This is a genomic window from Bradyrhizobium sp. CCBAU 53338 (genome assembly GCF_015291665.1).
Lineage (GTDB): Bacteria > Pseudomonadota > Alphaproteobacteria > Rhizobiales > Xanthobacteraceae > Bradyrhizobium.
Genome location: NZ_CP030049.1, coordinates 520,032 through 543,686 on the forward strand (window position 1 = coordinate 520,032; position 23,655 = coordinate 543,686).

The 23,655-nt window shown below is 57.2% G+C and carries 20 protein-coding genes and 9 pseudogenes; 19 read left to right on the forward strand and 10 right to left on the reverse strand.

Going from position 1 to position 23,655, the window contains the following annotated elements:
• Positions 1-90 precede the first annotated feature (90 nt).
• A pseudogene (locus XH90_RS36645) lies at positions 91-761 on the reverse strand (DUF6088 family protein).
• A gap of 166 nt (positions 762-927) precedes the next feature.
• Between XH90_RS36645 and XH90_RS36650 the strand changes: the two are divergent.
• The 4 genes and pseudogenes from XH90_RS36650 to XH90_RS36665 all read left to right on the forward strand — a co-directional run.
• Positions 928-1,485 (forward strand): hypothetical protein, encoded by a 558-nt coding sequence (locus XH90_RS36650; RefSeq protein ID WP_128930177.1) that lies wholly within the window; start codon positions 928-930, stop codon positions 1,483-1,485.
• The gene (locus XH90_RS36655; protein ID WP_308421722.1) at positions 1,482-2,162 is read left to right on the forward strand and encodes a hypothetical protein; all 681 of its coding nucleotides are present in this window, start codon (positions 1,482-1,484) and stop codon (positions 2,160-2,162) included. Before XH90_RS36650 ends, XH90_RS36655 begins: the two co-directional genes overlap by 4 nt.
• Positions 2,163-3,079: 917 nt before the next feature.
• The gene (locus XH90_RS36660; RefSeq protein WP_128929781.1) at positions 3,080-3,409 is read left to right on the forward strand and encodes a hypothetical protein; all 330 of its coding nucleotides are present in this window, start codon (positions 3,080-3,082) and stop codon (positions 3,407-3,409) included.
• Positions 3,400-3,881, forward strand: a pseudogene (locus XH90_RS36665) (transposase); the annotation flags it as partial. The gene XH90_RS36660 and the pseudogene XH90_RS36665, both read left to right, overlap by 10 nt.
• Positions 3,882-3,932: 51 nt before the next feature.
• Here the strand turns inward: XH90_RS36665 and XH90_RS36670 are convergent.
• Positions 3,933-4,849 (reverse strand): annotated as a pseudogene (locus tag XH90_RS36670) (IS3 family transposase); the annotation flags it as partial.
• Positions 4,850-5,684: 835 nt separating this feature from the next.
• On the opposite strand from XH90_RS36670, the gene XH90_RS36675 reads away from it, so the two are divergent.
• The 5 genes from XH90_RS36675 (at position 5,685) to XH90_RS36695 (ending at position 10,323) form a co-directional block, all read left to right on the forward strand.
• Positions 5,685-7,274, forward strand: a complete 1,590-nt coding sequence (locus tag XH90_RS36675) for a hypothetical protein (RefSeq protein WP_232995614.1) — start codon at positions 5,685-5,687, stop codon at positions 7,272-7,274.
• 9 nt (positions 7,275-7,283) lie between these two features.
• Positions 7,284-7,964: an HAD family hydrolase gene (locus tag XH90_RS36680; RefSeq protein WP_128929780.1), complete on the forward strand. Its 681-nt coding sequence runs from the start codon at positions 7,284-7,286 to the stop codon at positions 7,962-7,964.
• An 81-nt stretch (positions 7,965-8,045) separates the two neighbouring features.
• Positions 8,046-8,873 carry an NAD(P)-dependent oxidoreductase gene (locus tag XH90_RS36685; protein ID WP_206733206.1) on the forward strand — a complete coding sequence of 276 codons (828 nt, stop codon included), beginning with the start codon at positions 8,046-8,048 and terminating at the stop codon, positions 8,871-8,873.
• Positions 8,874-9,181: 308 nt separating this feature from the next.
• Positions 9,182-9,352, forward strand: coding sequence for a transposase (locus tag XH90_RS39420; RefSeq protein WP_232995656.1), 171 nt, complete (start codon positions 9,182-9,184; stop codon positions 9,350-9,352).
• Between the two features lie 743 nt (positions 9,353-10,095).
• Positions 10,096-10,323, forward strand: coding sequence for a hypothetical protein (locus XH90_RS36695; protein WP_194482918.1), 228 nt, complete (start codon positions 10,096-10,098; stop codon positions 10,321-10,323).
• Here the strand turns inward: XH90_RS36695 and XH90_RS36700 are convergent.
• Positions 10,287-10,495, reverse strand: a pseudogene (locus XH90_RS36700) (transposase); the annotation flags it as partial. The gene XH90_RS36695 and the pseudogene XH90_RS36700 overlap by 37 nt on opposite strands.
• 244 nt (positions 10,496-10,739) lie before the next feature.
• Between XH90_RS36700 and XH90_RS36705 the strand changes: the two are divergent.
• The gene (locus XH90_RS36705; protein ID WP_232995613.1) at positions 10,740-11,699 is read left to right on the forward strand and encodes an IS110 family transposase; all 960 of its coding nucleotides are present in this window, start codon (positions 10,740-10,742) and stop codon (positions 11,697-11,699) included.
• 328 nt (positions 11,700-12,027) lie between these two features.
• Here the strand turns inward: XH90_RS36705 and XH90_RS36710 are convergent.
• A pseudogene (locus XH90_RS36710) lies at positions 12,028-12,888 on the reverse strand (IS256 family transposase); the annotation flags it as partial.
• On the opposite strand from XH90_RS36710, the gene XH90_RS36715 reads away from it, so the two are divergent.
• Together XH90_RS36715 and XH90_RS36720 are read left to right on the forward strand one after the other, a co-directional pair.
• A complete protein-coding gene (locus XH90_RS36715) occupies positions 12,869-13,204 on the forward strand; it encodes a DUF4365 domain-containing protein (RefSeq protein ID WP_128929778.1) in 336 nt (111 codons plus the stop codon). The pseudogene XH90_RS36710 and the gene XH90_RS36715 sit on opposite strands and share 20 nt — an antisense overlap.
• 87 nt (positions 13,205-13,291) lie before the next feature.
• Positions 13,292-14,002: a hypothetical protein gene (locus XH90_RS36720; protein WP_128929777.1), complete on the forward strand. Its 711-nt coding sequence runs from the start codon at positions 13,292-13,294 to the stop codon at positions 14,000-14,002.
• 4 nt (positions 14,003-14,006) lie between these two features.
• On the opposite strand, the pseudogene XH90_RS40035 reads toward XH90_RS36720, so the two are convergent.
• A pseudogene (locus XH90_RS40035) lies at positions 14,007-14,108 on the reverse strand (transposase); the annotation flags it as partial.
• 52 nt (positions 14,109-14,160) lie between these two features.
• On the opposite strand from XH90_RS40035, the pseudogene XH90_RS36725 reads away from it, so the two are divergent.
• From XH90_RS36725 to XH90_RS39440, 4 genes and pseudogenes are all read left to right on the forward strand, one after another.
• Positions 14,161-14,452: pseudogene (locus XH90_RS36725) on the forward strand (transposase); the annotation flags it as partial.
• A 624-nt stretch (positions 14,453-15,076) separates the two neighbouring features.
• Positions 15,077-15,394: a transposase DNA-binding-containing protein gene (locus tag XH90_RS39430; protein ID WP_232995611.1), complete on the forward strand. Its 318-nt coding sequence runs from the start codon at positions 15,077-15,079 to the stop codon at positions 15,392-15,394.
• Between the two features lie 150 nt (positions 15,395-15,544).
• Positions 15,545-16,054 (forward strand): hypothetical protein, encoded by a 510-nt coding sequence (locus XH90_RS39435; RefSeq protein ID WP_232995610.1) that lies wholly within the window; start codon positions 15,545-15,547, stop codon positions 16,052-16,054.
• A 132-nt stretch (positions 16,055-16,186) separates the two neighbouring features.
• Positions 16,187-16,399: a hypothetical protein gene (locus XH90_RS39440; RefSeq protein ID WP_232995609.1), complete on the forward strand. Its 213-nt coding sequence runs from the start codon at positions 16,187-16,189 to the stop codon at positions 16,397-16,399.
• Between the two features lie 196 nt (positions 16,400-16,595).
• On the opposite strand, the gene XH90_RS36735 is transcribed toward XH90_RS39440, so the two are convergent.
• Both XH90_RS36735 and XH90_RS40040 read right to left on the reverse strand, forming a co-directional pair.
• The gene (locus tag XH90_RS36735) at positions 16,596-17,288 is read right to left on the reverse strand and encodes a substrate-binding domain-containing protein (RefSeq protein WP_232995608.1); all 693 of its coding nucleotides are present in this window, start codon (positions 17,286-17,288) and stop codon (positions 16,596-16,598) included.
• A 192-nt stretch (positions 17,289-17,480) separates the two neighbouring features.
• A pseudogene (locus XH90_RS40040) lies at positions 17,481-17,558 on the reverse strand (LacI family DNA-binding transcriptional regulator); the annotation flags it as partial.
• A gap of 103 nt (positions 17,559-17,661) precedes the next feature.
• Between XH90_RS40040 and XH90_RS36740 the strand changes: the two are divergent.
• A complete protein-coding gene (locus XH90_RS36740; protein ID WP_232995607.1) occupies positions 17,662-18,897 on the forward strand; it encodes an NAD(P)/FAD-dependent oxidoreductase in 1,236 nt (411 codons plus the stop codon).
• Here XH90_RS36740 and XH90_RS36745 read toward each other — a convergent pair.
• The 3 genes from XH90_RS36745 to XH90_RS36755 all read right to left on the reverse strand — a co-directional run bounded on the left by XH90_RS36745 (position 18,894) and on the right by XH90_RS36755 (position 21,821).
• Positions 18,894-19,232 (reverse strand): MocE family 2Fe-2S type ferredoxin, encoded by a 339-nt coding sequence (locus tag XH90_RS36745; protein ID WP_128930174.1) that lies wholly within the window; start codon positions 19,230-19,232, stop codon positions 18,894-18,896. The two genes, XH90_RS36740 and XH90_RS36745, sit on opposite strands and share 4 nt — an antisense overlap.
• Before the next feature lie 443 nt (positions 19,233-19,675).
• Positions 19,676-20,527, reverse strand: a complete 852-nt coding sequence (locus XH90_RS36750) for a sugar phosphate isomerase/epimerase (protein WP_128955100.1) — start codon at positions 20,525-20,527, stop codon at positions 19,676-19,678.
• A 7-nt stretch (positions 20,528-20,534) separates the two neighbouring features.
• On the reverse strand, positions 20,535-21,821 hold the full coding sequence (locus XH90_RS36755) for an NAD(P)/FAD-dependent oxidoreductase (RefSeq protein ID WP_128929774.1): 1,287 nt from the start codon (positions 21,819-21,821) through the stop codon (positions 20,535-20,537).
• 247 nt (positions 21,822-22,068) lie between these two features.
• Between XH90_RS36755 and XH90_RS36760 the strand changes: the two are divergent.
• Together XH90_RS36760 and XH90_RS36765 are read left to right on the forward strand one after the other, a co-directional pair.
• Positions 22,069-23,184: pseudogene (locus tag XH90_RS36760) on the forward strand (DDE-type integrase/transposase/recombinase); the annotation flags it as partial.
• Between the two features lie 104 nt (positions 23,185-23,288).
• Complete coding sequence (locus XH90_RS36765; RefSeq protein ID WP_128929773.1) at positions 23,289-23,654, forward strand: hypothetical protein; 366 nt, start codon at positions 23,289-23,291, stop codon at positions 23,652-23,654.
• Position 23,655 lies beyond the last annotated feature (1 nt).

The window sequence follows — 23,655 nt, forward strand, 5'->3', positions numbered from 1 at the left end:
GAGCGCGTCGATCGGCGCACGAGGCCGGTTCGCTGTCGTTAAGAAAAGATCGAACTTCTCGCCGGATGACCTCCTTGCAAGCTGCGCTGCTCACGAGCCATCCTCCGGTATGGCGTCGTCACGCTCGAGCAAGGGCCTAAGGAAATCCTGCATCCAGATCGGCATAGCTGACAGACCTGCGCGAAGATCGTCGCGAATCACCCTTCCATGCTGCGGATTTGCAAACAGTCTGTTCAGGAGGTTCACTATTGGCTGTCGATCATACCTACTTGTCATCATGTCCTGCATCCAATAGAGCGCCTGCACGACGCGCATGCCTGGACGTCCGGCCCAATAGAGACGGCTGGGCGCTGCCGACTTGAAATGGATGACCTGCTTTCCAAGGATGATCGGCTTCAGGCGGGCGTCGATCAGGACCTCGATGCGCGATGGGACGGCCCTGGTGAAGCCGAGATCATTCGCGGTAGTCATCCCGTCAACCACGACGCGGGCTTGGTCGCGGCGCGCCACGGCCTTGATGACGGCGCGATAGTCGGGGATTCCCAGCTTGCCCGTGAAATTGCTCTTTCGCGGCCGGTCGTAGAGGCCACGATCGAAGCGGCGTAGTTCGCCAGCCACGACCAGGCGCTGCAACGCCTTGTCGACGGTCGCACGGCTTCCGAAGTCGGCGAAATTGTCCATACCTCTGTGGGTGCCGCGTCGATGCGGGCAATGAGCCGCGATCGGAGGTCCGGGGTCGGCTCCTTGAGCGTGTCCGAAATATGATGTAAATTTCGGTCGGAAGCAACTCAGCTGCGATGGAATCTTTGACTGGAACTCGCCCGTTTTGAGCGGTCAAAGGACCTAAGACCTCGGACCAGTTGACGGACACCCGTCTGCACGCATACTGTCCTCAGTCCTAGGACAGAGGACATGCGCGCGGAACCCATGAAAAGTCAGGATATTGTCGTCCTGCTGAAGCTCGTGTGCTTGCAGGATCATGAGCACGCCGGCGGGGTAGGCCCCTTTGGCCAAGATGGCGAAGACCCATACTCGGTGCGGGGACTCGAGACGTCCCTCGGAATCAGCAAAACCGAAGTCGCCGCCTCGATCAAGCGCAGCCTTGCATCGGGTATGGCAATTAAGCGCCCGATGACGAGCCGTCCCGATCCCAATCGCAGGAACCTGCGCGACTTCATCACATACGGCCTGAAGTTCGTTTTTCCGGCAAGCCCGGGTCCCATGCAGCGCGGCATGCCAACGGCATTCGCCGCCCCGGTCCTGAAGGACTTACTCTACAGCGCGGGTAGCCTGATTCATGTTTGGCCTTATGCGCGCGGCCGCGAGATGGGGCAGTCCGTCGCGCCGCTGTTCAAGACTGTGCCGAAAGCCGCCGAGAGGGATGATCGCCTCTATGCCTATCTGGCTCTCGTCGACGCAATACGGCTCGGCAATCAGCGCGAAGCGAGTCTCGCGGCCAACTTGCTCAAGGAGAGACTAGGGTGACCATCCAGGGGCATCTCAAGGAAATGCTGAAGACAGTCGCCGGCGCACTCGGCGATGAGCTGCGTGCGCGATTGGTCTTCGTCGGAGGCTGCACAACCGCTCTCTACATAACGGATCCGGTCACCCTCGAAGGAGTCAGATCGACAGATGATGTCGACCTGATCGTGGATCTCGTCGGCTTCCCGGAGTGGGCAAAGCTGGTGGATCAGTTGCGAACGCAGGGTTTTTCCGAGACACCCGAGGACAATGTCATCTGTCGGATGAAGCTTAATGAACTCAAGGTCGATTTCATGCCCGACGACGAGAAGATCCTCGGTTTCAGCAATCGTTGGTACGCAAAGGGCATCGAAACAGCTGTTGAGACGCCCCTGGATGATGCCATTACGATTCGTCGCCTCACGCCGCCCTTGTTCATCGCAACGAAGCTGGAGGCTTATCGCGGAAGAGGTAGTGGGACCTTATCGGCAGCCGCGACGCCGAGGACATTCTCCTGCTCGTCGACGGGCGGGAGGAACTGCTTGACGAAGTTGCCGCCTCCGATGCAGACATTAGCTCATACATTGCCGAGCAATTCGGAGCGCTGCTCGCAGATCGCGACTTCGATCATTTCCTCGAAGGAAATATTCGCGGCCCGGTGGGGCGTGCTGACATTGTTCGCGACCGATTCGTTGCATTGAGCCAGTTGGGCAACGGCTGATATGGCGTTTGCAATCCAATGGCACAGCCAGCAGGGAACGAGGACGACCGACAACCGGGATTGCGCCGGGATCGGCATACGCCAGACGTCGGCCCTCGCCATAGTGCTCGACGGTTCGACCTCTGGAGCAGAGAGCGGAGCCTTTGCCCACGAGATTGCGCGTCGGATGGTCGATTGGTACGTGTCGACCGACGAAAACATCACCGCGGGGGTTCTCACAGCTCAACTTCGCGCGACGCATGCTAAACTGTCGAAACAGTTTCGGAGGGATTCGGCGAGTTACCTTCTGATGCATGTCGGCGCTGCTCAAACAGCTCTCGTTCTGCACGCAGGCGATTGCCTGGTTGGCCGTCAGGCGCCGGCGGGTCCGATGTCCTGGCTAACCCAGCCGCACACGCTTGCCAACTCGGTGTCGCAGATGACGATCGGCGACCTTGCGAACGATAGCGGTCGTCATCGCCTCACGCGAAGCTTCCGCTCGCGAGAATTCGTCGAGCCAGCTTTCTGTTCAATTGCGCTGGACGACACGCCAGTGCTCGTGGCGACTGACGGGTTCTGGGCCGAGCTGGATCATCGCCAGCAGAGCGCTTTCATCCATGGTCGCGTTCCGGAGAACGCCGGAGAGAGACGACCGCAGCGTACTTCAGATCACACGACTCGGAAGAGGCGGGTTGTCCAAGGTCTCACGGAGCGAGCCTCCTCGCAGAATCTACATGGTCTGCAAGCGCAAAATTGTCGCAAATTTTGCCCCTCTCGATCGAGACAAATTTCGTGGCGTTGAGACGTGACAGATTTTGTGTGGAATTGACCTGGCATGGACGAGTTTTTGGCTAACGAGATTCTAAATTTCTTCTCTTACGGTGCCCGCGGGCAATTGAAGACCGTGGAGTGTTCTGGATGTTTGCCAAGTTGATGCTTCGCGTTCGTGGTCAGCTGATTGCGGGTTTTGCAGCGGAATGTGCGATCATAGCGCTCTCATTCGGATATGCGGTTTTCGCAGTTAGCGGAGTCTCAACCACCGTCAATGAGATGGTGGGTCTTCGTACGCCGGTTGCGATCGCCAGTGCCGAGTTGGCCGGCAATACCGTAGTCTTTGTCGCTTCCGAGAAGGCTTCGGCTAACCTAGAGTCGGTTGCCTGCGCCACTGAGCAGATGAGCTCATCAGTGACCGAAATCGGCCGCCAAGTGTTGGATGCCGCGCGCATTGCGAGCGCCGCGGTTCGATAGGTGCCGTCGGCGACATTCGGCGCTTTGCCGATCCGACCAGGCTGGTGAGCTACCTGGGGCTGAACCCGAGCGTCAGGCAGTCTGGCGAGGGCCCCTACCATGGCAGGATCACCAAGCAGGGCTGCGGCCAAGCTCGCGGAATGCTCGTCGAAGCAGCATGGGCTGTAGCCCGTTCGGCGGGACCGCTGCGTGCATTCCTTCAACGTGTCGCTGCACGACGCGGCAAGCACATCGCGGCAGTCGCGACGGCGCGGAAGCTGGCGATGATCATCTGGCATATGCTGACCAAGAGCACTGACTAAATCTGGACGAGGCCGGCCCTGCTGGCGCACAAGTTCCGGAGCATCGAACTGCGCGCTGGACTACCCACCAGCCATGCCAAGCGTGGATCGGCCTATGATACAACATCCCCGCGAAGAGGGCTGAGGAACGAGCAGGCGTGGAATGCGCCGAGAAGGAGTATACGAGATTGGCGGCCAAAGCCGCGATCCCGACACAGCAAGGCTTCTGCAACATAGGGCTTGTCTACAACATCCGTGTCGGTCGGCTTGCCGGGCTGCGAGAAGTCCAGCATGACGCCGCGCTGGTAGGCCCACAGGTCAAGATCGCGCGACACGAACTCGCTGCCTTGATCGACGCGGATCGTGGCCGGGAAGCCCGCTTCTTTGCAGGCCCTTTCCAGCACCGCCACGACGTCGGCGCCGCGGAAGGTGAACCGTGGCGCCAGCGCCGGTGAGAACCGTGAGAAGATATCGACGATTGTCAGCACGCTAAGCTTGTGTCCTGTTGCCAACTGGTCATGGACGAAGTCCATCGCCCAGGTCTCGTGGATCGCGTCGCCGGCTTGCGATCATCGCGCAGCTTGACTTTGACGCGGCGCTTGGGCCTTTTTGTTGCGCAATTGCAGGCCCAACTCGCGATAGACGCGCCGGGTCTTGTTCTGGCACGGCGCCCATCCTTCACGACGCAGCAGCACGTGAACGCGGCGATAACCGTAGCGAATGCGGGCATGACAGGTCTCCTTGATCTTCTGCTCGAGGGCAGCTTGGCCGGAGCGACGGGACTTGTAGTGGTGGGTCGACCTGTCAAACTAAAACGCCGCACAGGCCCTGCGGATCGAGACCTGCCATTCGTTGCGGACTTCGTCAACCAGCTTGCGCTTCCGGCAAGGCCTCATAGCCTTCGGCGGATCACGTCCTGCGGCATCTCCTTGTCGAGCGACAGGCCCGCGACCAGTTTCTTCAGCTTGCCGTTCTGGGCCTCGAGCTGCTTCAAGCGCGGCATCTCCGTCGGCAGCAGTCCGTCACACTTCTTCTTCCAGTTGAAGTAGGTCGCTTGGCTGATCCCGACCTTGCGGAAGATCTTCGCAGCCGGGACGCCATCGTTGCCCTGCTTCAGGATGAACGCCTTCCGGGCGTCCGAGAACTTCGAGGCCTTCATCGTCCTTCGCTCCTCCCAGCCGAGGGGATTCGGCAGCGAAAACTCTAGCCAAAGTGGTCCAGCTTGCCGGCCTCAGATCATGTCGTTGAACCGACACGCACGATGGTTTCACCGAAAGGGTTAAGTGTTGGCGCCCTGCCTTCGGTCATGAAGCGCTCGAAATTGAGCGATCTTAACGTCGCTACCGTGTTGCCCCGTTGCGAGCGCTTCTAAGCCTGCTCGTTGTCGTCGCGCTCGCGCACAACCGTTCGGCGCGGCGAAGGACGTTGATCATCGAGAGGAGATCGTCAGCGTCGGCTTCAATGCGGCTCTTCACTCGCATCCCAGTCGGAAACTGAAGATGTCGGCGACCGCGTCCAAGACCTGCTCGCCATCTGTCTGGAGCCTCTGATTCCGATCCTGCGGTGTTTGAAAAGGCGGTAGGCCTGAAGCAGGTGCTCGATTACGACTCGGTCGCCGGATCAGAAGGCCTGGTGCGGCTCGAAATCGTCATGCTCGCGCATGTGAGGGGACTGCGTCGCAGGCAAGCTCGAGCGGGTCCGTGGGACCATAGGACACCGAGAACCAACAGTCAGAGCTTGGCTCTTTTCGTACCAACGCGTCGCGCTTCAGACAACGTGTCGGGAGTCGGACGACGCGAAATCATCGCTGGCAAACCAAATGGCCAACTCTTTTCGAATTCCGTCGGCTCTGGGGGCGCGAGCCGAGTGATCTAAGGGCTGGTATGGCGCTTGCTTAAAGAGAGGCGGAACCACGTCTACGCCCCCTGGCGATTAAATACCTTCGCCTGCGATGGACCTAGGAGATCGGTTCTTTAGCACGAGGAGCTAATAGCATGTCCGGTGTTGCTGCTGCGTTTCTATGCTCTTCAAGCAAGTCACGGGCGACGGTTTATGATCGGCTCAAGCACATGGTTCCGAAACTTGCATTTCGCGGTCAGGCGGGGGTCGGCATTGCAGCTTTCATGCACAAGGAAGGTGTTCGATATGCGAGAGCGCTTCAGTCCTCATGCGACTCAGTGCGCATTGAGCACGATGAACAGGATCCGAATTTTAGGCCCCATGTTGCAATCGCCCATATCCGTAGCCGATGCCGCGGAATCAGCGATGGCGGGGACCTTCAGCCAATTCACAACAATGCGGGCACCAGCCGCAGTTTGGCAATTTCTCTAGATGGAGCCTTGGTCAATGGCCGTGAACTCAGGGGAGAATTGCTTGCCCAGGGCTATAGGTTGGGCAGCAACACAGATGCTGAGCTCTTGCTCAAGTGGATTGAAGGCTCTTGTGAAAGAGACTATTGGCGGCACGGTCTGCCCGTCAATTACGAAAACATCTTTCGCGACATTGATGACCGAATTGATGGCGCTATTAGCGCGATTCTCCTGGACGGAGAAGGAAATCTGGTTGCATACCGTAATCGATGTGGTTTGCGTCCATTGGAAACTATGCAAACAGATGACGGGTTCTTGCTGGTTGCTTCGGAAAATTGTGCCTTTGCCGATCTGGAGGGTAAGACACAGCAAATCTTACCAGGGCACATCAGGTATGTAGACGGGAAAATGGGGTACTGCGTTGATCGTTCCGTGAGCAACGGGCAATACAAAGCCAAACTCTGCGCCTACGAAGCTCTTTACTTAGGAAATCCGAACACATCGGTCGAAGGCCAATCACATTTCGAAACCCGTTACAACATCGGAGCCGCCCTTGGTGGCCTTGTTGCGCAGCGACTGCAAGGAGAACTAGGCTCCACACTCACAATCGTTTCCTCCATGCCGCATACTGGCGGGCCGTACGCTGATGGTCTGTTTGCATCTCTCGTCGAATACGGCGTGTTCGCCCAGCGTCGGGAAGTAGTCTCAACGCAATTTTTTCAGCGAACTCTAATCGGTACACCCAGCGAGCGAAAATGTCTCATTGCTCAAAAGTACCGCGTATCGGAAACGAGCCTTGCTGAAGCCGCGATAATAATTGTCGACGAGGCCCTCATTCGTGGCGATACCAGTCAGGCTGTCACGAATATGCTGCTTGCCGCTGGGGCCAAAGCCGTACATTGGGCGATCGGTTCGCCGCCCATAGTGGCTCCTAACTACTACGGCATGGGTATCGACACACTAGATGAGTTGGCATTCTGGCAGATATGGAAACAATTGCCGCCTGAACAGCGCACGCAAATCCTTCGCTTTCACAAGATGGAGCCGCAAGATCTCAAAATCATCGAAAGCAATATCGCGGCATCCATCAACGCGGCCACGATAACGTATCTGCCGTTTCCACTTCTAGTATCGTTGTTGCCCTGCAGGCAAGACGGCGTCGATTTGTCACCGTTTACATTCGAGATGCCAACCCCTGCGGGGCAGAAGCGCGCGAATAGGAACTTGCGCGAATTAGCGGCCGATCTTCCCTATTCGGAATCGATCCTTGCTTGAGGTCAAATCATGAAACCGGTTCTCGTCTTTGATTGGAATGGAACGCTGCTCGATGATACGTACGCACTGCTCCAAACGACAAATGCCATACTAGATCGCTTTGGTCATGCAACAATCGACATGAGCACCTTCCGGGAACATTGCGATGTTCCGCTATCTCTTCTTTATCGCAGTCTCGGAATGTCGCAAGACGAGGTTGCGACGGTGGATCGCGATGGCAGTGCAATCTTTCACGACACGTACGAACCTCTTGCGGGTAAAGCCGATCTGCGCGAGGGCGCGCGCAGGGTGTTGGAGTTAGCGCACCAAGAAGCAGCTTCGTCCATCATCGTGAGCAACCATATAGTCGATCCTCTGCGCTCCCAATTGAGAAGACTTGGGATCGACGACTACATCAACGATGTGCTCGCCTTTGAAAACCGCACTACCCAATATAAATCGATGAGCAAGGGAGAGCGGCTTCGTCTATACATGCAGAAAAACAACCTGAAGCCGGCGTCAACCTTCATCATCGGCGATATGCCGGTCGAAACGGATATCGCGCGCAATCTCGGACTCGTAAGCATATCCATTACCGGTGGATTTGTTTCGGAGTCGCGCTTGCGCGCGGCGCGTCCTGACTACACGATTAACAACCATCATGAGCTGTTACCAATCTTACAAAGGCACGGGTTTTTTCGGAATGCATAAATCATGATTGGCGAGGAATCATCACCCAACGTCGCTCCTAAAACGGCGAAGCAGAGAATAGGCCTTATCGGAGCTGGACGCATGGGAACCGGTATCGGTATCAGCCTATTGCGTCACCAAATCGAGCTGCATATCAAAGCGAACAAAACTCGCTTCGGTGCGGATCGCTTGACTGGTGCAGGTGCCCATGAACATCCTTCGATCGCCGAGTTGGCGCGGCATGTAAACGCCGTCGTGTTATCCTTGCCTTCCAGCCGCGAGGTTGAGGCAGTATGCCTTGGGCAAGATGGGCTGTTCGTCCATATGCCCCGAGGAGGGTTGATAATTGACTGCTCGACGTCTTATCCTGCTTCAACGGTCGCACTGGCTGAGCAGGCGCAAAAATGCGGCCTAAGCTTTATGGACGCTCCAGTAACGCGGAGCCCCGAACAAGCAGAGCTAGGCCTTCTCAACGCGATCGTTGGATCGAATGAAAAGCTTTTTCCTGTCGCTGAGGGCATTCTTGGTGCGTTTTGTGAGACCGTTCTTCATGTCGGAGATGTCGGACAAGGTCACAAGCTCAAGCTTGTTTACAACAGCATGACTATGGGGATAGCGGCGGTAGCCGCGGAGGTTTGCCAGTTTGCGTGCGGCCTTGACGTCGATCTCGTAACACTCCGCTCTCTGGTTAGTCGGGGCTCCACCAATAGCGGAATATTTCAAGCCTTCGTGTCCTTTTTGTTAGGCGAGAAACCCGATGTTCTGGCAATCTCAATCGCGAATTCCGCAAAGGATATTGAGTGCGCTGTGCGCCTGGCAGGCGAGAGCGCAGTTCCGGTGCCGGTCTTGGCTGCCGCCGCACACAAATTAAATGTCTCAGTTGTTGCGGGCAAAGGCGAACTCACACTACCTCATCTGTCTCGCCCATGAGCTCCTCGGCCTATTCATAGCAATCGAGAGCGGGCTCTAACCGCGGAGCGAGTGCAGATCGTCGTTATGGAGAGGTGTAGCTGGCGGGGCCGCGGCCCTCTATCGGTCTGCGCATTTTCATCGATGCAGTGTACGCATCCGGGCAACCCTACGATTACCCACATTTTTTGAGGTGTACTGTGCCGAAAAACTTGAGTCGCCAGAAACGCTTGTGATTCTTTGACGGGTACCTGATTCGAGAAGAGGTGCTCTATGGACTGACTTCACGCGCGCGGGATGAGAAGGCGGATCGGTTGACGTCTGACGCGGTGACCTGGTTTGACCGTGAAGCAGCGCTTTGCGAATTCCATGACACTCGGCTTGGCGAGAGAATTCGCATGCTGCTGAAGCAGATCGGCGGAGACATCGGACAGAGCATTCCGATGGTGTGCCAAGACTGGGCTAATACCAAGGCGGCCTATCGTTTCTTTCTCCAATGAACGAGTAAGCGAGGCCGACATCCTGTCACAGTGCCGGCCTTTGGCATGAGTTGCATCGTGTCGAGACATGATGCATCCGCGCCACGTCCGCGTTTCACCGTATTGGCGACCGGCGCGAGTACATCTGATTGGCAGCTTCATTCCACGAGGCGACCTAAGTGCGGCAAGGCCGCCGCTTTTGTTGACCAGGCGATTGCCGGCATCTGAGCCGCTTCGCGCGAGAAGATCGGTGCTTTCCCGGTACGACGTTTGGAATTGTGCGAACGGATTGTCGGGCGGAGGGAGCTCCAGCCACTCGTCGTCGTACTCGGGACGGTCGTGCTCGAGTCCGTAGTCGAAATCTTCGACCACGTGGTGGGAGCCGGTGTTGGTTTCCTGATGGTTCTCGACGCCCTCCGGATACTCCCAGACCCTAGGGAAAGTCTTCCCAATTCCGGATGCTTAATAACGGCTTCATGGTGGAGCTCCGGTCCCATCTGTCGCTCGTCGCTGCAAACGGCGTTCCAGTCCAGCAGGTCCGAATCGATTTCGTGTATCTCGCCAAAACGTCGATGTCTGATACGGGCGGTTCCATTGCAGTAGACGTACATCACCAGCGATTTCCCGACTCTTTCCGATGGCATCATACCATCGGAGCGCGCCCGCGGTCGAAGCGGATTGTCGATCGCCGATAACCGACGAAGGAGTGCACGACCGGCGTCGAGCAATGGACAGGAGTCGGATCCCGCGCCCAACATACGGCCATGAAGAAGGTCGTGAAAAGCGATGTCATCGGACAGCATGGAATGTCCCTCATCGAGGGAATCGTTCTCTTGGAGTTCATGTTCTATCCGACCGGCGGCGTCGAAGCGGAGATCGACGGCTTCATCGAGTTGCGTGACGCCGAAACGGGCGAGGTCGCAACTGGTAGTGTCCAGTATCTTTCGCACATTGATCAGGCGACGACTCCGGTCTCAGAGAGTTGCTGCTGATAGAGCGGTCGCATATTCATGTAGCATTTGGTCGACCACGCGTTCCGGCAATGTGCCGCAGCCGTGCCACTGCCAAGTTGAGACAGGATTGACCGTCAGGAAAGGCGCCGATGACACGGGTTCGTCGCCGGATCTCCTTCATGATGCGCTCGAGCGGATTGTTAACCGGTATGAGGATGGCGCGGTCACTGTTTCCGCTACTGGCTTTTCGAACTGGTGGCATATGCTGCGAGTATCCGGGATAGAGGCTCCGGGAGCACGAAGGTGCGGGCGGCCGGTTCGTACGATGAGCTGCGAGCTCGTTTTGTTAGGTGGCCGCCTCTTACGACTCGCCCGGTTGCGCCGAGAGCGCGAATCCGTAGTTGTCGTGTCGCCCGCCGCTCTCGTTATCAACGTGGCGGGTAGGAAAGACGGACATGCGACGCGTAATCGGAATGGATATCCACCGCACCTTCTGGGAGGTGGCGATTTGGGAAGGAGGCGTGCTGCGGCACGCAGGCCGGGTCGACATGACCCGCGTGGCACTTGAAGGCTTCGGGAGGACGCCTAAGCCGACGGACGAGGTCGTTCTGGAAGCGACTGGCAATAGCATGGCAGCGTCGCGCGTACTGTCGCCTTTCGTCGCCCGGGAGGTGATCGCCAACCCGCTGCAGGTGAAGGCGATCGCCCATGCGCATGTGAAGACCGACAAGGTTGATGCAGGCACTCTCGCGAACCTTTACGTCGCGGGCTACTTGCCCGAAGTGTGGACGCCGGACGCGGTTACCGAGCGATTGCGCCGGCTGGTGGCGCGGCGTTACCAGATTGTACGTCGTCGAACACGCGTAAAGAATGAGGTGCATGCGATCCTTGCGTCGCATCTTGTTCCGAAGTGCCTTCACTCTGACCTGCTCAACCAGCGCGGCCGAGTGTGGCTTGCACGGCAGGTCGTGCCGGCAGATGAGCAGCCGGCACTTGAGCGGAATATCCGTGAACTCGATCGGCTCGCCGAAGACCAGGCGGAGTTGGACCGCGAGATCGCACTGAGTGTCATGGGCGACAGTCCCGTGCGAAGGCTGATGACGATCACGAGCGTCAACCTAACGGTGGCCGTCGGCATCATCGCGGCGGTCGGCGACGTCACGCGAGTCAAGAGCCCACAGAAGCTGGTGAGCTACTTCGGCCTGAATCCACGGGTACGCCAGTCGGGCCTCGGCGCTGCCCATCATGGGCGCATCAGCAAGGTTGGTCGCAGCCACGCGCGGGCGATGCTGGTCGAGGCGGAATGGGGTGCTGCAAAGAGGCCTTGTTCGTTCGCATCAGGGCGAAGCGGGGGCATCAGATCGCGGCGGTCGCGCTTGCCCGTAAGCTCACTGTCCTATGCAGGCATCTGCTGACCAAGCAGGAAGACTATCTTTGGGCGCGGCCGGCTCCGGTGGCGAGCAAGATGCGCGCCATGGATGGAGGCTCAGGCGGGGCGGCCGCAGAAGAAAGGCAATCGCCGGGGGGACCACTTACGCCTATAACGTCAAGTCTCTGCGCGACCAGGAACGTCAGGTCGCCGAACTCGCCGAGAAGAGTTACGTACGATTTGTAACGTACTGGAAAGTATGTCCGCCGAGGGCGCGGCGCGCGGACGCCTCAACCCGATAAGGCTTGAATAGGCTGCCTGGCCGCGCTTCCAGCCGACACGCCGCTCTTCGCCACGAGGTCGCCCGCGCCAACCGCGGCGCGGCTCTCTTGGGTATGAATGGCCTTGAGCATGTGGCTCACCTCGCGGACCCGGGTCGACGGCACGAGGCTGAAGACATTGCGATAAAAATGCACCATGCGGCGCTGATAGCGTACCCCCCGTAGTAATCCGTAACGCTTTCGGCAAGACCTCGGCAGGCATCGGAAACCACCAACTGCACGCCCTTGAGACCACGATCGACGAGATGCCGCAAAAACGATGACCAGCCGGACTTGCCTCCGTGGCACCTTCACAGATGCCGAGGATCCCCCGGAATCCCTCGGCATTGACGGCCGAGGCCATCAGCAGCGACACGTTGCGAACTTCACCGGCCCAGCTGCGCTTCATCACAATGCCATCGAGATAGAGATACGGATGCTCGTCCTCGATCCTGCGATTCCGCCATGCCTCGATCTTGGCATAGATCTTCTTGTTCAGGTTCGACACTGTGCTCGGGCTGACCCGGGTGCCCCACAGCGCCTCCGTGATGTCTTCGACCCGGCGAACTGAAATCCCGGCCAGATACATCTCGATCAGCGCCTCCTCAACCGAGCTCTCCCGCCTCTGGTAGCGCTCGATAGTCGCCGTCTCGAAGGTTTGCCGCCGTAGCTTCTGGCCTTCAAATTGACGTCGCCCGCCTTGGTTTGCAGCGTTCGTTCGTAGCTGCCCGCCCGCGTGTCCTGCTGGGCCTGGCTCCGCTCATAGCGTCCGACACCGCACAGCAGGTCCGCTTCGGCCTCCAGCATGGCATTCAGCGTCTCTTCTACCGTTCCGCGGACCATCTCGCCCAGGTGATCGCGAATCCGGGCTTCATCTATCTGGATCACCTGACCCATGGCATTCCCATCGTTCATCCAAAGCTCCTTCATTCTAGAAGAAGCCGTCAGTGCTGAAAGAGCGAAAGATTCTGTACGCAACCTGCTCCTGCGGGTCCAGGGCAAGGCCACTGAGCGCGAACGACTGCAGGTGGAGACCGAGGAAACGTTCGAATTCGCGTGCGCCGACGCTGACATCGAATACTGGACCAAAGGCACGGCTCCCGTCCTGCTGATCGTCGTGGCTCTGAAGACGCGGAAGGCCTACTGCAAATCGCTGAAGGAGTGGTTTGCGGATCCGGAGCGCCGTAAGTCCCGCAGGTCGTCTTCGAGAAGGCGAACCTACCAACGCTAAGGGGTGTCCCAATGGGGCGATCTGAGTACAATAGGACCTATGCTTGGTGGCAGGATTAAGCCGCCACACTAAAAGCGAGGACTACGCATGCGCCCGAATTATCTTTTCGGAATGAGGCAAGCCGCGAGGCAAGCAAAGGCACTCCAAATTCCCGAAATCGCCGCTATCGAGTTTGGCGTCGCTGGCGGTATGGGACTGCTGGAGATGGAACAAGTCGCTGAGAGTCTTCAGGCTGAAACGGGAGTTCGCTTCCGACTCTACGGCTTCGATCTGGAAACTGGCTTGCCACCCTCTGACGATTACCGAGATCTGCCATACCTCTGGCGCGCCGGTTTTTTCAAAATGGATAGGGCTAAATTGGAGCGTCAATTAAAGCGCGCCACCCTGATAATCGGCAACGTCGGCGAGACGGTTCTGGCGTTTATCGAACGCTATTCGCCACCTGTTATCGGCTTTGTGTCTTTCGACCTCGACCTCTATACAAGTACTAAGCCGGCACTAAACCTTTTCAACTCTGCTGCATCTCATTTTCTACCACGGACCTTCTGCTACTTTGACGATATCGTCGGTGATCTTGATGAAGTACACTGCGAATGGGTTGGGGAACTTCTGGCAATCCGGGAATTTAACGATGCTCACGCAGCGCGGAAAATCGCAAAGATAAACGGTCTGTCTTGGAAGTTTGGCGCACCAACGCAGTGGCATGACCAGATCTTTGTGTTGCACCTGTTCGATCACCCCGCCTACAAGCAATACATCAATGAGCGGACGGACTGGCAACTGCCCCTACCAGAATAAGTTAGCTGGTCCCGGCCTTGCGGCAGATCTCCGCCACCGCAACCCCGTCACTGCCCTGCTTCAGGATGAGCGCCTTCTGGGCGTCCGAAAACTTCGAAGCCTTCATCGTCCTTCGCTCCTCCCAGCCAGGGAACCGGTGCGAAAAACTCTAGCCAAAAATGGTCCAGTTTGCCGGCCTCAGATCAGAAGATGGACGGGCAAGGTTCACGGAAGAGCAGGTTATCGCAGTGTTGAAGGAGCATGAGGCTGGAGCGACGACAGCAGGCCTGGCTCGCAAACACGGGTCTCCGAGGCGACGATCTACAATTGGAAGGCCAAGTTCGGCGGCATGGAAGTCTCCGAAGCCAAGCGGCTGAAGCGCTCGAGGAAGAGAACGCGAAGCTGAAGAAGCTGCTGGCCGAGCAGATGCTCGATGCGGCGGCACTGCGCGAGCTTTTGTCAAAAAATGTATGGTTCACCCCGTCCGTGTAAGGGTTCGTAACAACGAAAATGACACTTCCAGTTGCATAAATGTATCCGGCCTCTCGTGAGTGGACTGCTGTTGCAGCCAGGCCATGATGAGATCTGCGCACGCCGTTCCCAATAAATGGTTCGGGCACGAAGCCCGTTTTTTGCACAGGCCTTACGGCATGTTGATCCACTGTTTCGTCATCACTGTTCCCGAGCCATGCAATCGAAGCCAGCGTCAGGTGAAAGCAGGATCTCTGCGTTCGTAGAGAGCTCAAGACCACCCAGACAATGCGTGCGGATTCCGAGATGATGGTGCGCACCGTACCGACTTGATGGCGCGCAGGGTTCCGAAATGATCGCGCCCAGCATTCCGAGCATTTTCCGCGCAGCATTCGGATTTGATCGCGCGCAGATTCGGATGGTGTGAGGCCCGATCGTTGGGCCAATTCTCCGGCTGGAAGCAGCTGGGAGGATTGGATGCCGACGAGGAGGGTTATCATGCGCCAGGTGCGCGAGATTGTGAGGCTGAGCCTTGCATCGGGAGGCGTCCGACGCGATGACCTGGTTTGATCGTGAAGCAGCGCTTTGCGAATTCCAGGACGCTGGACTTGGCGAGAGATTTACATGCTACTGAAGCAGATCGGTGGAGACATCGGCCAGAGCATTCCGATGGTTTGCCAAGACTGGGCGAATACCAAGGCGGCCTATCGTTTCTTTTCCAATGAACGAGTAAGCGAGGCCGACATTCTGTCTGGTCTCTTTAAATCGACGCGGGAACGTATCGCGGCTGCGAAAGGTCCTGTTCTTGTCCCGCATGATACGACCGAGTTCACCTATCAAAGAGAGCGCCCGGATCTGATCGGGATGATTAAGCGCATCCCCAAAAGCAACTCCCGAAGATTGGACGGAAAACCCAAACGTACACGACATGCGGAATATTGATGCATTCGAGCTTTGCGGTGACCCTCGAGGGGCTTCCACTGGGGCTCAGCGCCGTGAAGTTCTGGACCGAAAGAAGTTCAGAGGGGGCGCCGCGCTCAGGCGCGAGGTCAACCTGACACGGATCCCCATTGAAACCAAGGAGAGCATTCGGTGGCTGGAGAACCTCAAACAATCCACGGAGCTTTTCGAGAAGCCACGCAGTGCATCCATATCGGTGATCGTGAGGCCGATATTTATGACTTGTTGTGCGCCGCCCAAGAGGTTGGAACGCATTTCTTGGTAAGGACCTTTGTCAATCGCCTGGCAGGCGATGGCGATCATACCGTTGCAACGATAATGGACGAGGTCGTGGTCAAAGGCCTCCACCGGATCGAAGTCCAGGATAGCAAGGGCAATCCAGACCAGTCTGTTCTTGAAATCCGGTATCGTAAAATCGGTACTTTGCTACCGATCGGCAAGCAGTCGCGGTATCCAACTTTGACTATGACAGTGATCCACGCTGATGAAAGAGGAGCGCCAAAGAACAGAAAGAAGATTGAATGGAAACTCCTGACCGATCTTCCAGTGCAATCGGCGCAGGGCTGCGATCGAGAAACTCGAATGGTATTCCCTGCGATGGAAGATCGAGGTCTTCCACAAGATACTCAAATCCGGCTGTAGGGCAGAGGAGGACTCGCAACTGCGGACTGCTCAGCGATTGACGAATCTGATCTCGGTATTCTGCATTGTGAGCTGGCGCATTTTTTGGATGACGATGCTTAATCGTTCAGCGCCAAATGCCTCACCGGATTTGTGCTGACCAAGGCTGAAAGCCAATTGCTTGATCGGCTCGTCGAAGACAAGAATCCAGTCGACACACAACGAAAGACATTGTCGCATTATCTTATCAAGATCGCCAGGCTCGGCGGCTATCTCGCCCGCGCCAACGATCCGCCACCAGGGAATCTGATCATATGGCGCGGATTATCGCGATTCATCGATATCGCAACGGGAGCGAAACTCTGACTCAAAAAATGTGGGTAATCGCAAGCATCACCGGACGGATACCATCAAGCTTGGCCCACGGCGAGTTCGGGCGCCTTTCGGCCGAGGGCAGGCTGCTCGTCAGCCGCGCCAAACGCAGCATTGCCGCTAGCGCGCAGAACGCGCCGGTCGCGATGAAAAAGAGCGGCCCTCGCAGGACTCTGGATACTGCACAGTCTTAGATGTTGTATTTCGTGTGGACGGTAAACGATACTATCCCGGCCTCGGGCGCGTGAGCCGTTAGGCCGAAGCGGGCTAAGAGAAGAGCTACCGACCTCGATGCTTGTTCTTCCGGGTTCTGATCAATCGCCAGAGCAACGACGCCGGTCTTCATCATCTGTCTGACCTCGTCGCTAAGGTCGTGCGCGATCACGATTGGTGCTCTGGCCAACCACGGTGCCACTGTGTGGGCAAGCCCATTTTTTGATCCCGCGACGTAGATACCGCTGACAGCATCCTCGGACATTCCTTTAGGGCACTCATCGCTCTCCATTATCTCGACGTGTATCGGAGAAGAAAGTTCTGCCTTCACACCGTCTCGAAATCCACTAATCCTAGAGGCCTCCGCTCGGTATTTCAGATCGGAGCAGACCGCTAAGTAGATTCCCCGATTGACCATCCGGGACATGAAGAATGCCGCAGCTCGTCCGGCTCCGTAGTGGTCAATCCCGACGTAGGCCAACCGTGGTGTCGTCGGCAGGTCTGATCCGAGAGTAATGACAGGGGTCCCCGATGAGGTCACCGAGGCAATCGCATCTATCATTTGATCTGTCTCGGGTCCGTACACTATCACCGCGTCTGCCTTGGCCGCGCGAATCAGACCCGGGACCGCTTCCGCATGCCGCTCCTCGAATAGGACGCGTTCGATCACAAGGGATTTTGTAGTTTGCGCGATTTGGCTTTCAAACGCTCGGGCAAGCCGCAACAGAAGGGGCGTCCTTTGCGAAGGCATTATTACCTTGACTCGAAAGAGCCGACGATGGGGCGATGGAAGAGTCCGACTGATCCCCAGCTGACGAGCAGCTTCGATGACTTTCAGCGCCGTCTTCGGGGATACATTAGCTCGTTCATTGAGGACGCGATCGACCGTTGCAATTCCGACGCCAGCGAGCTTGGCTACCTCGTTCAGCCCAGGTTTCATTCGCTTCGGCTTTCGTTTTGCGGTATGTTTGTTGACGATAGCCCATCGCAGGTCAACACCGCACTTCGCACCAAGATGTCATGGATGCACAGGATTATAACTGATGACTGAGCGATGCAGAATAGTCATCGTTGGAGGGGGGCACGCCGGCGGCAGATTGGCGCAACTCTTGTCTCGCGGCCCCGATCGCGTCCACGTGACCCTCGTCGGGGCCGAGCCTATCTATCCCTACGAACGACCTCCGCTATCTAAAGGAGTTCTCCTGGGCACCAGCGGGCTCGATGACTGCGTGTTGTGGAAGCCTAACGACCCAGTTTGGGAGCGTGTAGAGACCCATCTCGGCGTCGCCGTTGAAGATGTTGATCGCGTCCGGAAAAACATCCGACTTAGCGACGGTAAAGTGATTAGATACGATCGATTGGTTCTCGCTACCGGCTCTCGAGTTCGCGGGTTTCCGGTGCAAGGAAGTCAGCTCCGCGGCGTCTTTAGCCTTCGAAGTTACGCCGATGCTCAAACCGTTTCTAAGTACTTCCTGGCATCAAACCGAGTGGCCGTCGTTGGTGGCGGATTTATCGGCCTCGAAGTCGCGGCGGCCGCCGCACAGCGCGGCATCCAGCCACGAGTGATCGAAGCTTCCGACCGACTGCTTTCTCGCTTGGTGCCGCGACTGGTAGCAGATCGCCTTGCCGAGACGCACCTCCACGCTGGTGTGCAATTGACGTACGGGGCCATGGTCGAGAGGTTCGTTTCCAATGGCCATGGTAGCCTAAAGCGCGCTGTTCTCAGCAATGGAGATGCTGTTGACTGCAGTGTCGCCGTCGTTGCCGTTGGTGTTGAACCTGAGATATCCCTTGCGATTGGCGCCGGCTTGGAGATCGACATTGGTGTAATAACTAACGAGCAGCTGCGTACCTCTGATCCCAACATATTCGCCTGTGGCGACATTGCCGCCTTCTGGCATCCACTTTACCAACGGCATATACGTTTGGAGTCGTGGCAAAACGCGGAGGATCACGCAAGAATCCTAGCCGCCGTACTGCTGGGCGAAGAAGTTACGGCGCCGTCAGTCCCATTCTTTTGGTCTGACCAGTACGACCTCTCCCTTCAAATAATGGGGTTACCTCATCTCGGTACGTCGACAAGGCGAAAACCGACAGCGTCTGGAAGCGCGATCTTGCTTCACTGCGACGCACTTGAACGACTCGTCGGCGCGACCGCCATCGGACCCACGGCGCTCATCGGGCGAGAGCTGAGAAAAATGCGTCAGCTGATTGCTTCACGCGCTATCTGCAACTCTGTCACGCTTGACGGAGCCGAGTTAGAGGTCGTTGCGGGTTAAGCCCGTCGAGGTACCAAAACGGTGACCGCTCCATCCTCGATTCTCACCTCGTACGTGCGCAGGTTTATGCATACCGGAGCGCCAAGTGCCTTTCCCGTCATATAGCTGAACCGTCCAGAGTGACGGGGGCACTCCACCGTGTGGCCCTCAACATAACCATCGGACAGGTGGGCGTGTTCATGAGTGCAAATATCGTCTGTTACGAAGATTTCGCCCTTCGGGGAGCGAAATATTGCGTATGAATGCCCGTCAAACTCCCAGCGACGAACGTCTTGAAGCCGAATATCCTCTACCTTGCACGCAAACACCCATGTACGAGCGGTGTCGTCAACCATCTTCAAATCTAGGCTCATGTTGAACTTCTCTTCCCTCTTTAGAATATGCTGAACGTCTGGCGCCATCACTTTTGCACCTGACATCGAACCCTTCGTCGATCGATCCGGCGGCAAAGTCGGGCTATCATTAGGTCGACTTCTAGTTCTCCCGCGTACCCGTCGACCTCATTGCACCTTTGGATCTTCTCAATAGACCATGTATGCATGCGCCGCTTCCGGCCGGGCCCCCCAAACCGATGTCGACCAAGATCCCAGCGCTCTCATAGCTCAAATCAACAGAAAGAGGCCATCTGGATCAGCACACGAAGCGTGTATCGACGATACAACAAATCGCGATCGCCTTGATCTGGACACCTACATCTGCAGTCTACAGTTTGCAGTCTTCAGCAGCGGAGCAGTAGTGGGCTGTAACGTTTCCTGAGTTCAAGCGCTGTCGTTGTGCTCTACGCGTTGTCTTCCAGGTGGGCTCCAGACTTGTCCCAAGCCTTCCTGACGCATTCTCGAAGCATCAGGGCTTCGCTCCAGCGATCCGTTGTATCTTCACCATCTCGACCGGTTATCGCGTACGGCCGCGGCCCCAACTCGCAAGTAAACGCCAATGCCTCTCCGTCCGCCGCGCGCCGGCGCCAACTCCGAAAGCCGTAGCCCCACCACTCTAAGAACTGGTCGAGCCACATTTGGTGCTGCGGGAAGCTAATCTCGATTTGTATTTGCTCGCGGCTTGCTACCCTACCGTGGAACGCCCAACACCTATCCAAAACTTGATGGATGTGGCTGTTATTCTCCTCGGTAATTGGCCATGAGAACTCGCGCCCAACAACGAAGTGCGAAATATCCCCCAGCAGCTTGAGATCGGGGATTCGTTCAAGTAGATCGAGTGTAAAGAACAGGTCGGTCGTCATCCGGTCGCGATGTGTCTCTATATAGACGGGAAAATCGACCTCCTCGGCAAGCCGCAGCCATCCTTCTAAAAGCGGGATGCAATCATCCAAGCGACGTGGCCGTACATCTGGTTGAATCTCAAGATGATGAAGACCGAATTCCGTTGCATTTTCGAGCACTGGCTTGAGCTCATCGATGGTCTTCGGAAAACACTGGCCTTCGGCTGTCAACCCGTTCGCCTTCAACAGGCCATGCAGCTCGCGTACGTACTCCCGGCTCCGCCAATCTGCGCTAACGCCGTCATAGCCGGCATCTTTGATCATTCGGATGTTTTCCTCAAGCCCGCGTTCTGGCTCCGTCGCGCTTCGCAATTCCATGGCCCAAAGCGACTGAAAGAACAGGATGGTGTTCATGTAGTGTCTACCTTCGAACTGCTGAGAGAGCGGCTTCATGCGTTGAGTGGGCGTTGACGGCATCTGACTGCAAGAGCTTTCTCAAATCGTAGCTTGGGTCCTGCAGGACGGAAGGCGACGGGCGAAGGCGCCTCTCAATTATCGAGGTCGCGACTCGGACGATCTTTGCTACTTGCGATAGGCTACCGAACGCCGCCGTGGCCTCTAGAACGCCAAATCTGTCTAGGAGAAACGTTACTATACCCCCATCGTCTAAACTACGATTTACCTCGACCTGCGATTTGTTCGGAATGCCAGCAACTTGGAATACTTTGTCGAATTGATCAGACCACATCCATGGAACTGCCCTATAGGAAACCTTTCGTCCCAAAATGTTCAACGCGGCAGTGCCCCCCTGGTCCAGCGCATTCTTCCATGCCTCCAATCGTATCGTGTCTTTACCCGTCGACGCCGGATATCTTGCTGCGTCTCCGGCGGCGAAGATCCGAGAGTCTGCAGTTTGGAGGTATTCATTGACGAGAATGCCGTCGTCAGTGGCAAGGCCAGCCTTCTGCGCCAATTCAACGTCGGGATCCGCGCCAACAGCAACCAGAACTGTGTCGGCTACGAATTCCTGTCCTGATCTGAGTCGCACGCCCTCGACCATGTCGCAACCAATGATCGCCTCCACGTCCGCTCCGAGGAAAACCTTGGTGCCGTTGGAACGATGCAGTTCTAAGATTCTATCGGACGTCGAGATCGGCATCACGCGAGACAGCAGAGCGGGTGCCTTTTCCAAAACTGTTGTGTCAACACCTCTTGCCCGGGCAGACGCCGCGACTTCCAATCCGATCAGTCCTCCGCCGATAACGACAAGCCTTCGTGCCGGCATCAATCTCTCTCGGAGAACGGCGGATTGATCCAACGACCGCAGCGCGATCACTCCCTTCGAGCCGACGCCAGGCAACTGCGGAAAACGCGGTTTTGCTCCTGTCGCGAGCAGGAGGTAGTCATACCGAAAACGATCTCCTCCAGCGAGTGTAACGCTCTGTGCGTCCCGGTCGATTGCTTCCGCTCTGACCCCAGAGCGGAAAAGGATTCCGTTCTGGTCAAGCCAACCTGGGGCAAGAGCCGCTACGCCGCTGAAGCTCTCCTCTTGAGTAAGGACTGACTTGGACAGAGGCGGACGCTCATAAGGGGCGGACCGTTCCTCCGTTAGGAGTACAATCTCGTCGGACCACCCATGCTCCCGTAGTGCGCGAGCTGCACTCGTCCCAGCATGTCCAGCACCAACTATGACAATTCTTCGAGCCATCACATCAAGTCCGAACTGTGCGAGCTTGGAGGTTAGTCGCCGACATCTGATTTAGGCTATTCTGAACCTGATGTTTTTCCATCATGTTTACGATTCGTAGACTCGCTCGTGTGCGGGGCGCCCCGAGTCGGCGGCCTGCCGGCGTAGGATCAACGCCATGTAGTGTGGCGTGTTCGCCGTCAGCGCCTCTGAGACCAGGACTTCACGAAGGAGGATTTCTGGTTCATCGTTGCCGTACGGAGCGAAGTTGAAGCAGAAATCCGGGCCGGACAAAGCCCCGGCAGAACAAGTGCTGAAGGACAACCGACGCCAGGCACCTCGGCAGTATTCAGCGGAAAAGAATATCCGTATCGTGTTGGAAGGATTTGCGCGACGAGGAGAATATCTCCGAGCTGTGTGGCCTCGATGTATTATGGCCGGTCCAAGGAGTTCCTTGAGGCTGGCAAACGCCGCCTTGGGGGGCGACACTGCCCGCTCAGCCACGTCCGGCGAGGTCAAGGATCTTCGTCGTGAAGCCTCCGAATTGAAGGAGGTGGTCGCCGATCGTACCCTGGAGAACCGCTTACAAAAAAGAGTTGAGCGCGGCTGGGGAGGACGAGGCATGAGGTATCCTGCGTTCGCGAAGGCCGAGATCATCGCGCTGGTCGAGCAATCACCATCTGCGTGCCAGACGCACGCTCGAGAAGCTCGGCATCCCGCGAGCCGCATTTTATCGGTGGTACGATCGCTACCGTGCGGTTGGCGTTGAGGTACTGGCTGAGTATCGCTCGAAGTCGGACATGGTCTGGAATCGGGTTCCTGACGAAGTCCGCGGTCAGATCATCGATCTGGCGCTGGAGATTCCCGAGCTGTCGCCGCGCGAGCTGGCGGTGCGCTTCACCGATGACAGAAAGTACTTAGTCTCCGAGGCGCTGGGTCTATCGGCTGCTGAAGGCGCACGACCTGATCACCAGCCCCGCCTATGAGGTGATCAAGACGGCCAACGAGTTCAAGGACAAGACCACGGCGATCAACCAGCTCTGTCAGACTGACTTCGCCTACCTCAAGATCACCGGCTGGGGCTGGTATTATCTGTTCACTGTGCTCGCTGACTTCTCGCGTTATATCGTGGCGTTGAGGATGAGCCCAACCATGTGCGCCTCCGACGTTACGGCCACGCTCGACCGGGCGCTTGTCGCCTCAGGCCTGGAGTACATCAATATAAAGCAGCGGTCACGGCTTCTCAGCGACAACGGATCAAGTTACGTCGCGGATGATCTGGCCACCTGGCTCAAGGGCAAGGACATACGGCCTGTGCGCGGTGCGCCAATCATCGCCAGACCCAGGGCACTGGCATCAGACCTTGAAGAACCGCATCTTGCTGAGCGCATCAAGCGCGAGACCATCGCAATCCGTCGCTTGCGGCATCGACTGCAGGCAGCTTAACCTCTAGCCCAAGATGATCCGGAGCCTCCCTTCTCGAAATGCATGAGCGGTCTCAAATTATCTGACGACGGACACAACGCGAACATTGCGGCGCCGTGGTCGAAGTTGGCGAAGAGTTCGGCCGCGGCGGTGAAGGTCGTGTGGTCCGTTGTGAGCAAGACGCCAAAGTTCGTCGCCGGTGGCGCAGCCCTCAGCGTACAACGGTTCGCTGCTAATAACGCGAGCGACCGGTTCGCGGCGAAGTCGTTCACCTCGAAGTGGCGCCCGGCGCAATCCGTTGTGGCCGCTCAGATGCTGCATCGCGGTTCGAAAGGCAGTGATGTCTGGTGTACCGGTGTTTCGATAGCGAGCACGCTAAGTTGCATCAGTTGCCGATCTGCAATCTATACTCTCGACCGCTATACGTAGC

Bases quoted from the DNA above. Each gene is read 5' to 3' on its own strand.
- XH90_RS36705 (WP_232995613.1), top strand. From the start codon at position 10,740: ATGCGACGCGTAATCGGAATGGATATCCACCGCACCTTCTGGGAGGTG.
- XH90_RS36675 (WP_232995614.1), top strand. From the start codon at position 5,685: ATGTCCGGTGTTGCTGCTGCGTTTCTATGCTCTTCAAGCAAGTCACGG.
- XH90_RS36750 (WP_128955100.1), bottom strand. From the start codon at position 20,527: ATGAACACCATCCTGTTCTTTCAGTCGCTTTGGGCCATGGAATTGCGA.
- XH90_RS36720 (WP_128929777.1), top strand. From the start codon at position 13,292: ATGCGCCCGAATTATCTTTTCGGAATGAGGCAAGCCGCGAGGCAAGCA.
- XH90_RS36650 (WP_128930177.1), top strand. From the start codon at position 928: ATGAAAAGTCAGGATATTGTCGTCCTGCTGAAGCTCGTGTGCTTGCAG.
- XH90_RS36680 (WP_128929780.1), top strand. From the start codon at position 7,284: ATGAAACCGGTTCTCGTCTTTGATTGGAATGGAACGCTGCTCGATGAT.
- XH90_RS39430 (WP_232995611.1), top strand. From the start codon at position 15,077: ATGCTACTGAAGCAGATCGGTGGAGACATCGGCCAGAGCATTCCGATG.
- XH90_RS36715 (WP_128929778.1), top strand. From the start codon at position 12,869: ATGGCATTCCCATCGTTCATCCAAAGCTCCTTCATTCTAGAAGAAGCC.
- XH90_RS36685 (WP_206733206.1), top strand. From the start codon at position 8,046: ATGGGAACCGGTATCGGTATCAGCCTATTGCGTCACCAAATCGAGCTG.
- XH90_RS36765 (WP_128929773.1), top strand. From the start codon at position 23,289: ATGAGCGGTCTCAAATTATCTGACGACGGACACAACGCGAACATTGCG.
- XH90_RS36740 (WP_232995607.1), top strand. From the start codon at position 17,662: ATGACTGAGCGATGCAGAATAGTCATCGTTGGAGGGGGGCACGCCGGC.
- XH90_RS36660 (WP_128929781.1), top strand. From the start codon at position 3,080: ATGTTTGCCAAGTTGATGCTTCGCGTTCGTGGTCAGCTGATTGCGGGT.
- XH90_RS36755 (WP_128929774.1), bottom strand. From the start codon at position 21,821: ATGGCTCGAAGAATTGTCATAGTTGGTGCTGGACATGCTGGGACGAGT.
- XH90_RS36745 (WP_128930174.1), bottom strand. From the start codon at position 19,232: ATGGTTGACGACACCGCTCGTACATGGGTGTTTGCGTGCAAGGTAGAG.
- XH90_RS36695 (WP_194482918.1), top strand. From the start codon at position 10,096: ATGAAGAAGGTCGTGAAAAGCGATGTCATCGGACAGCATGGAATGTCC.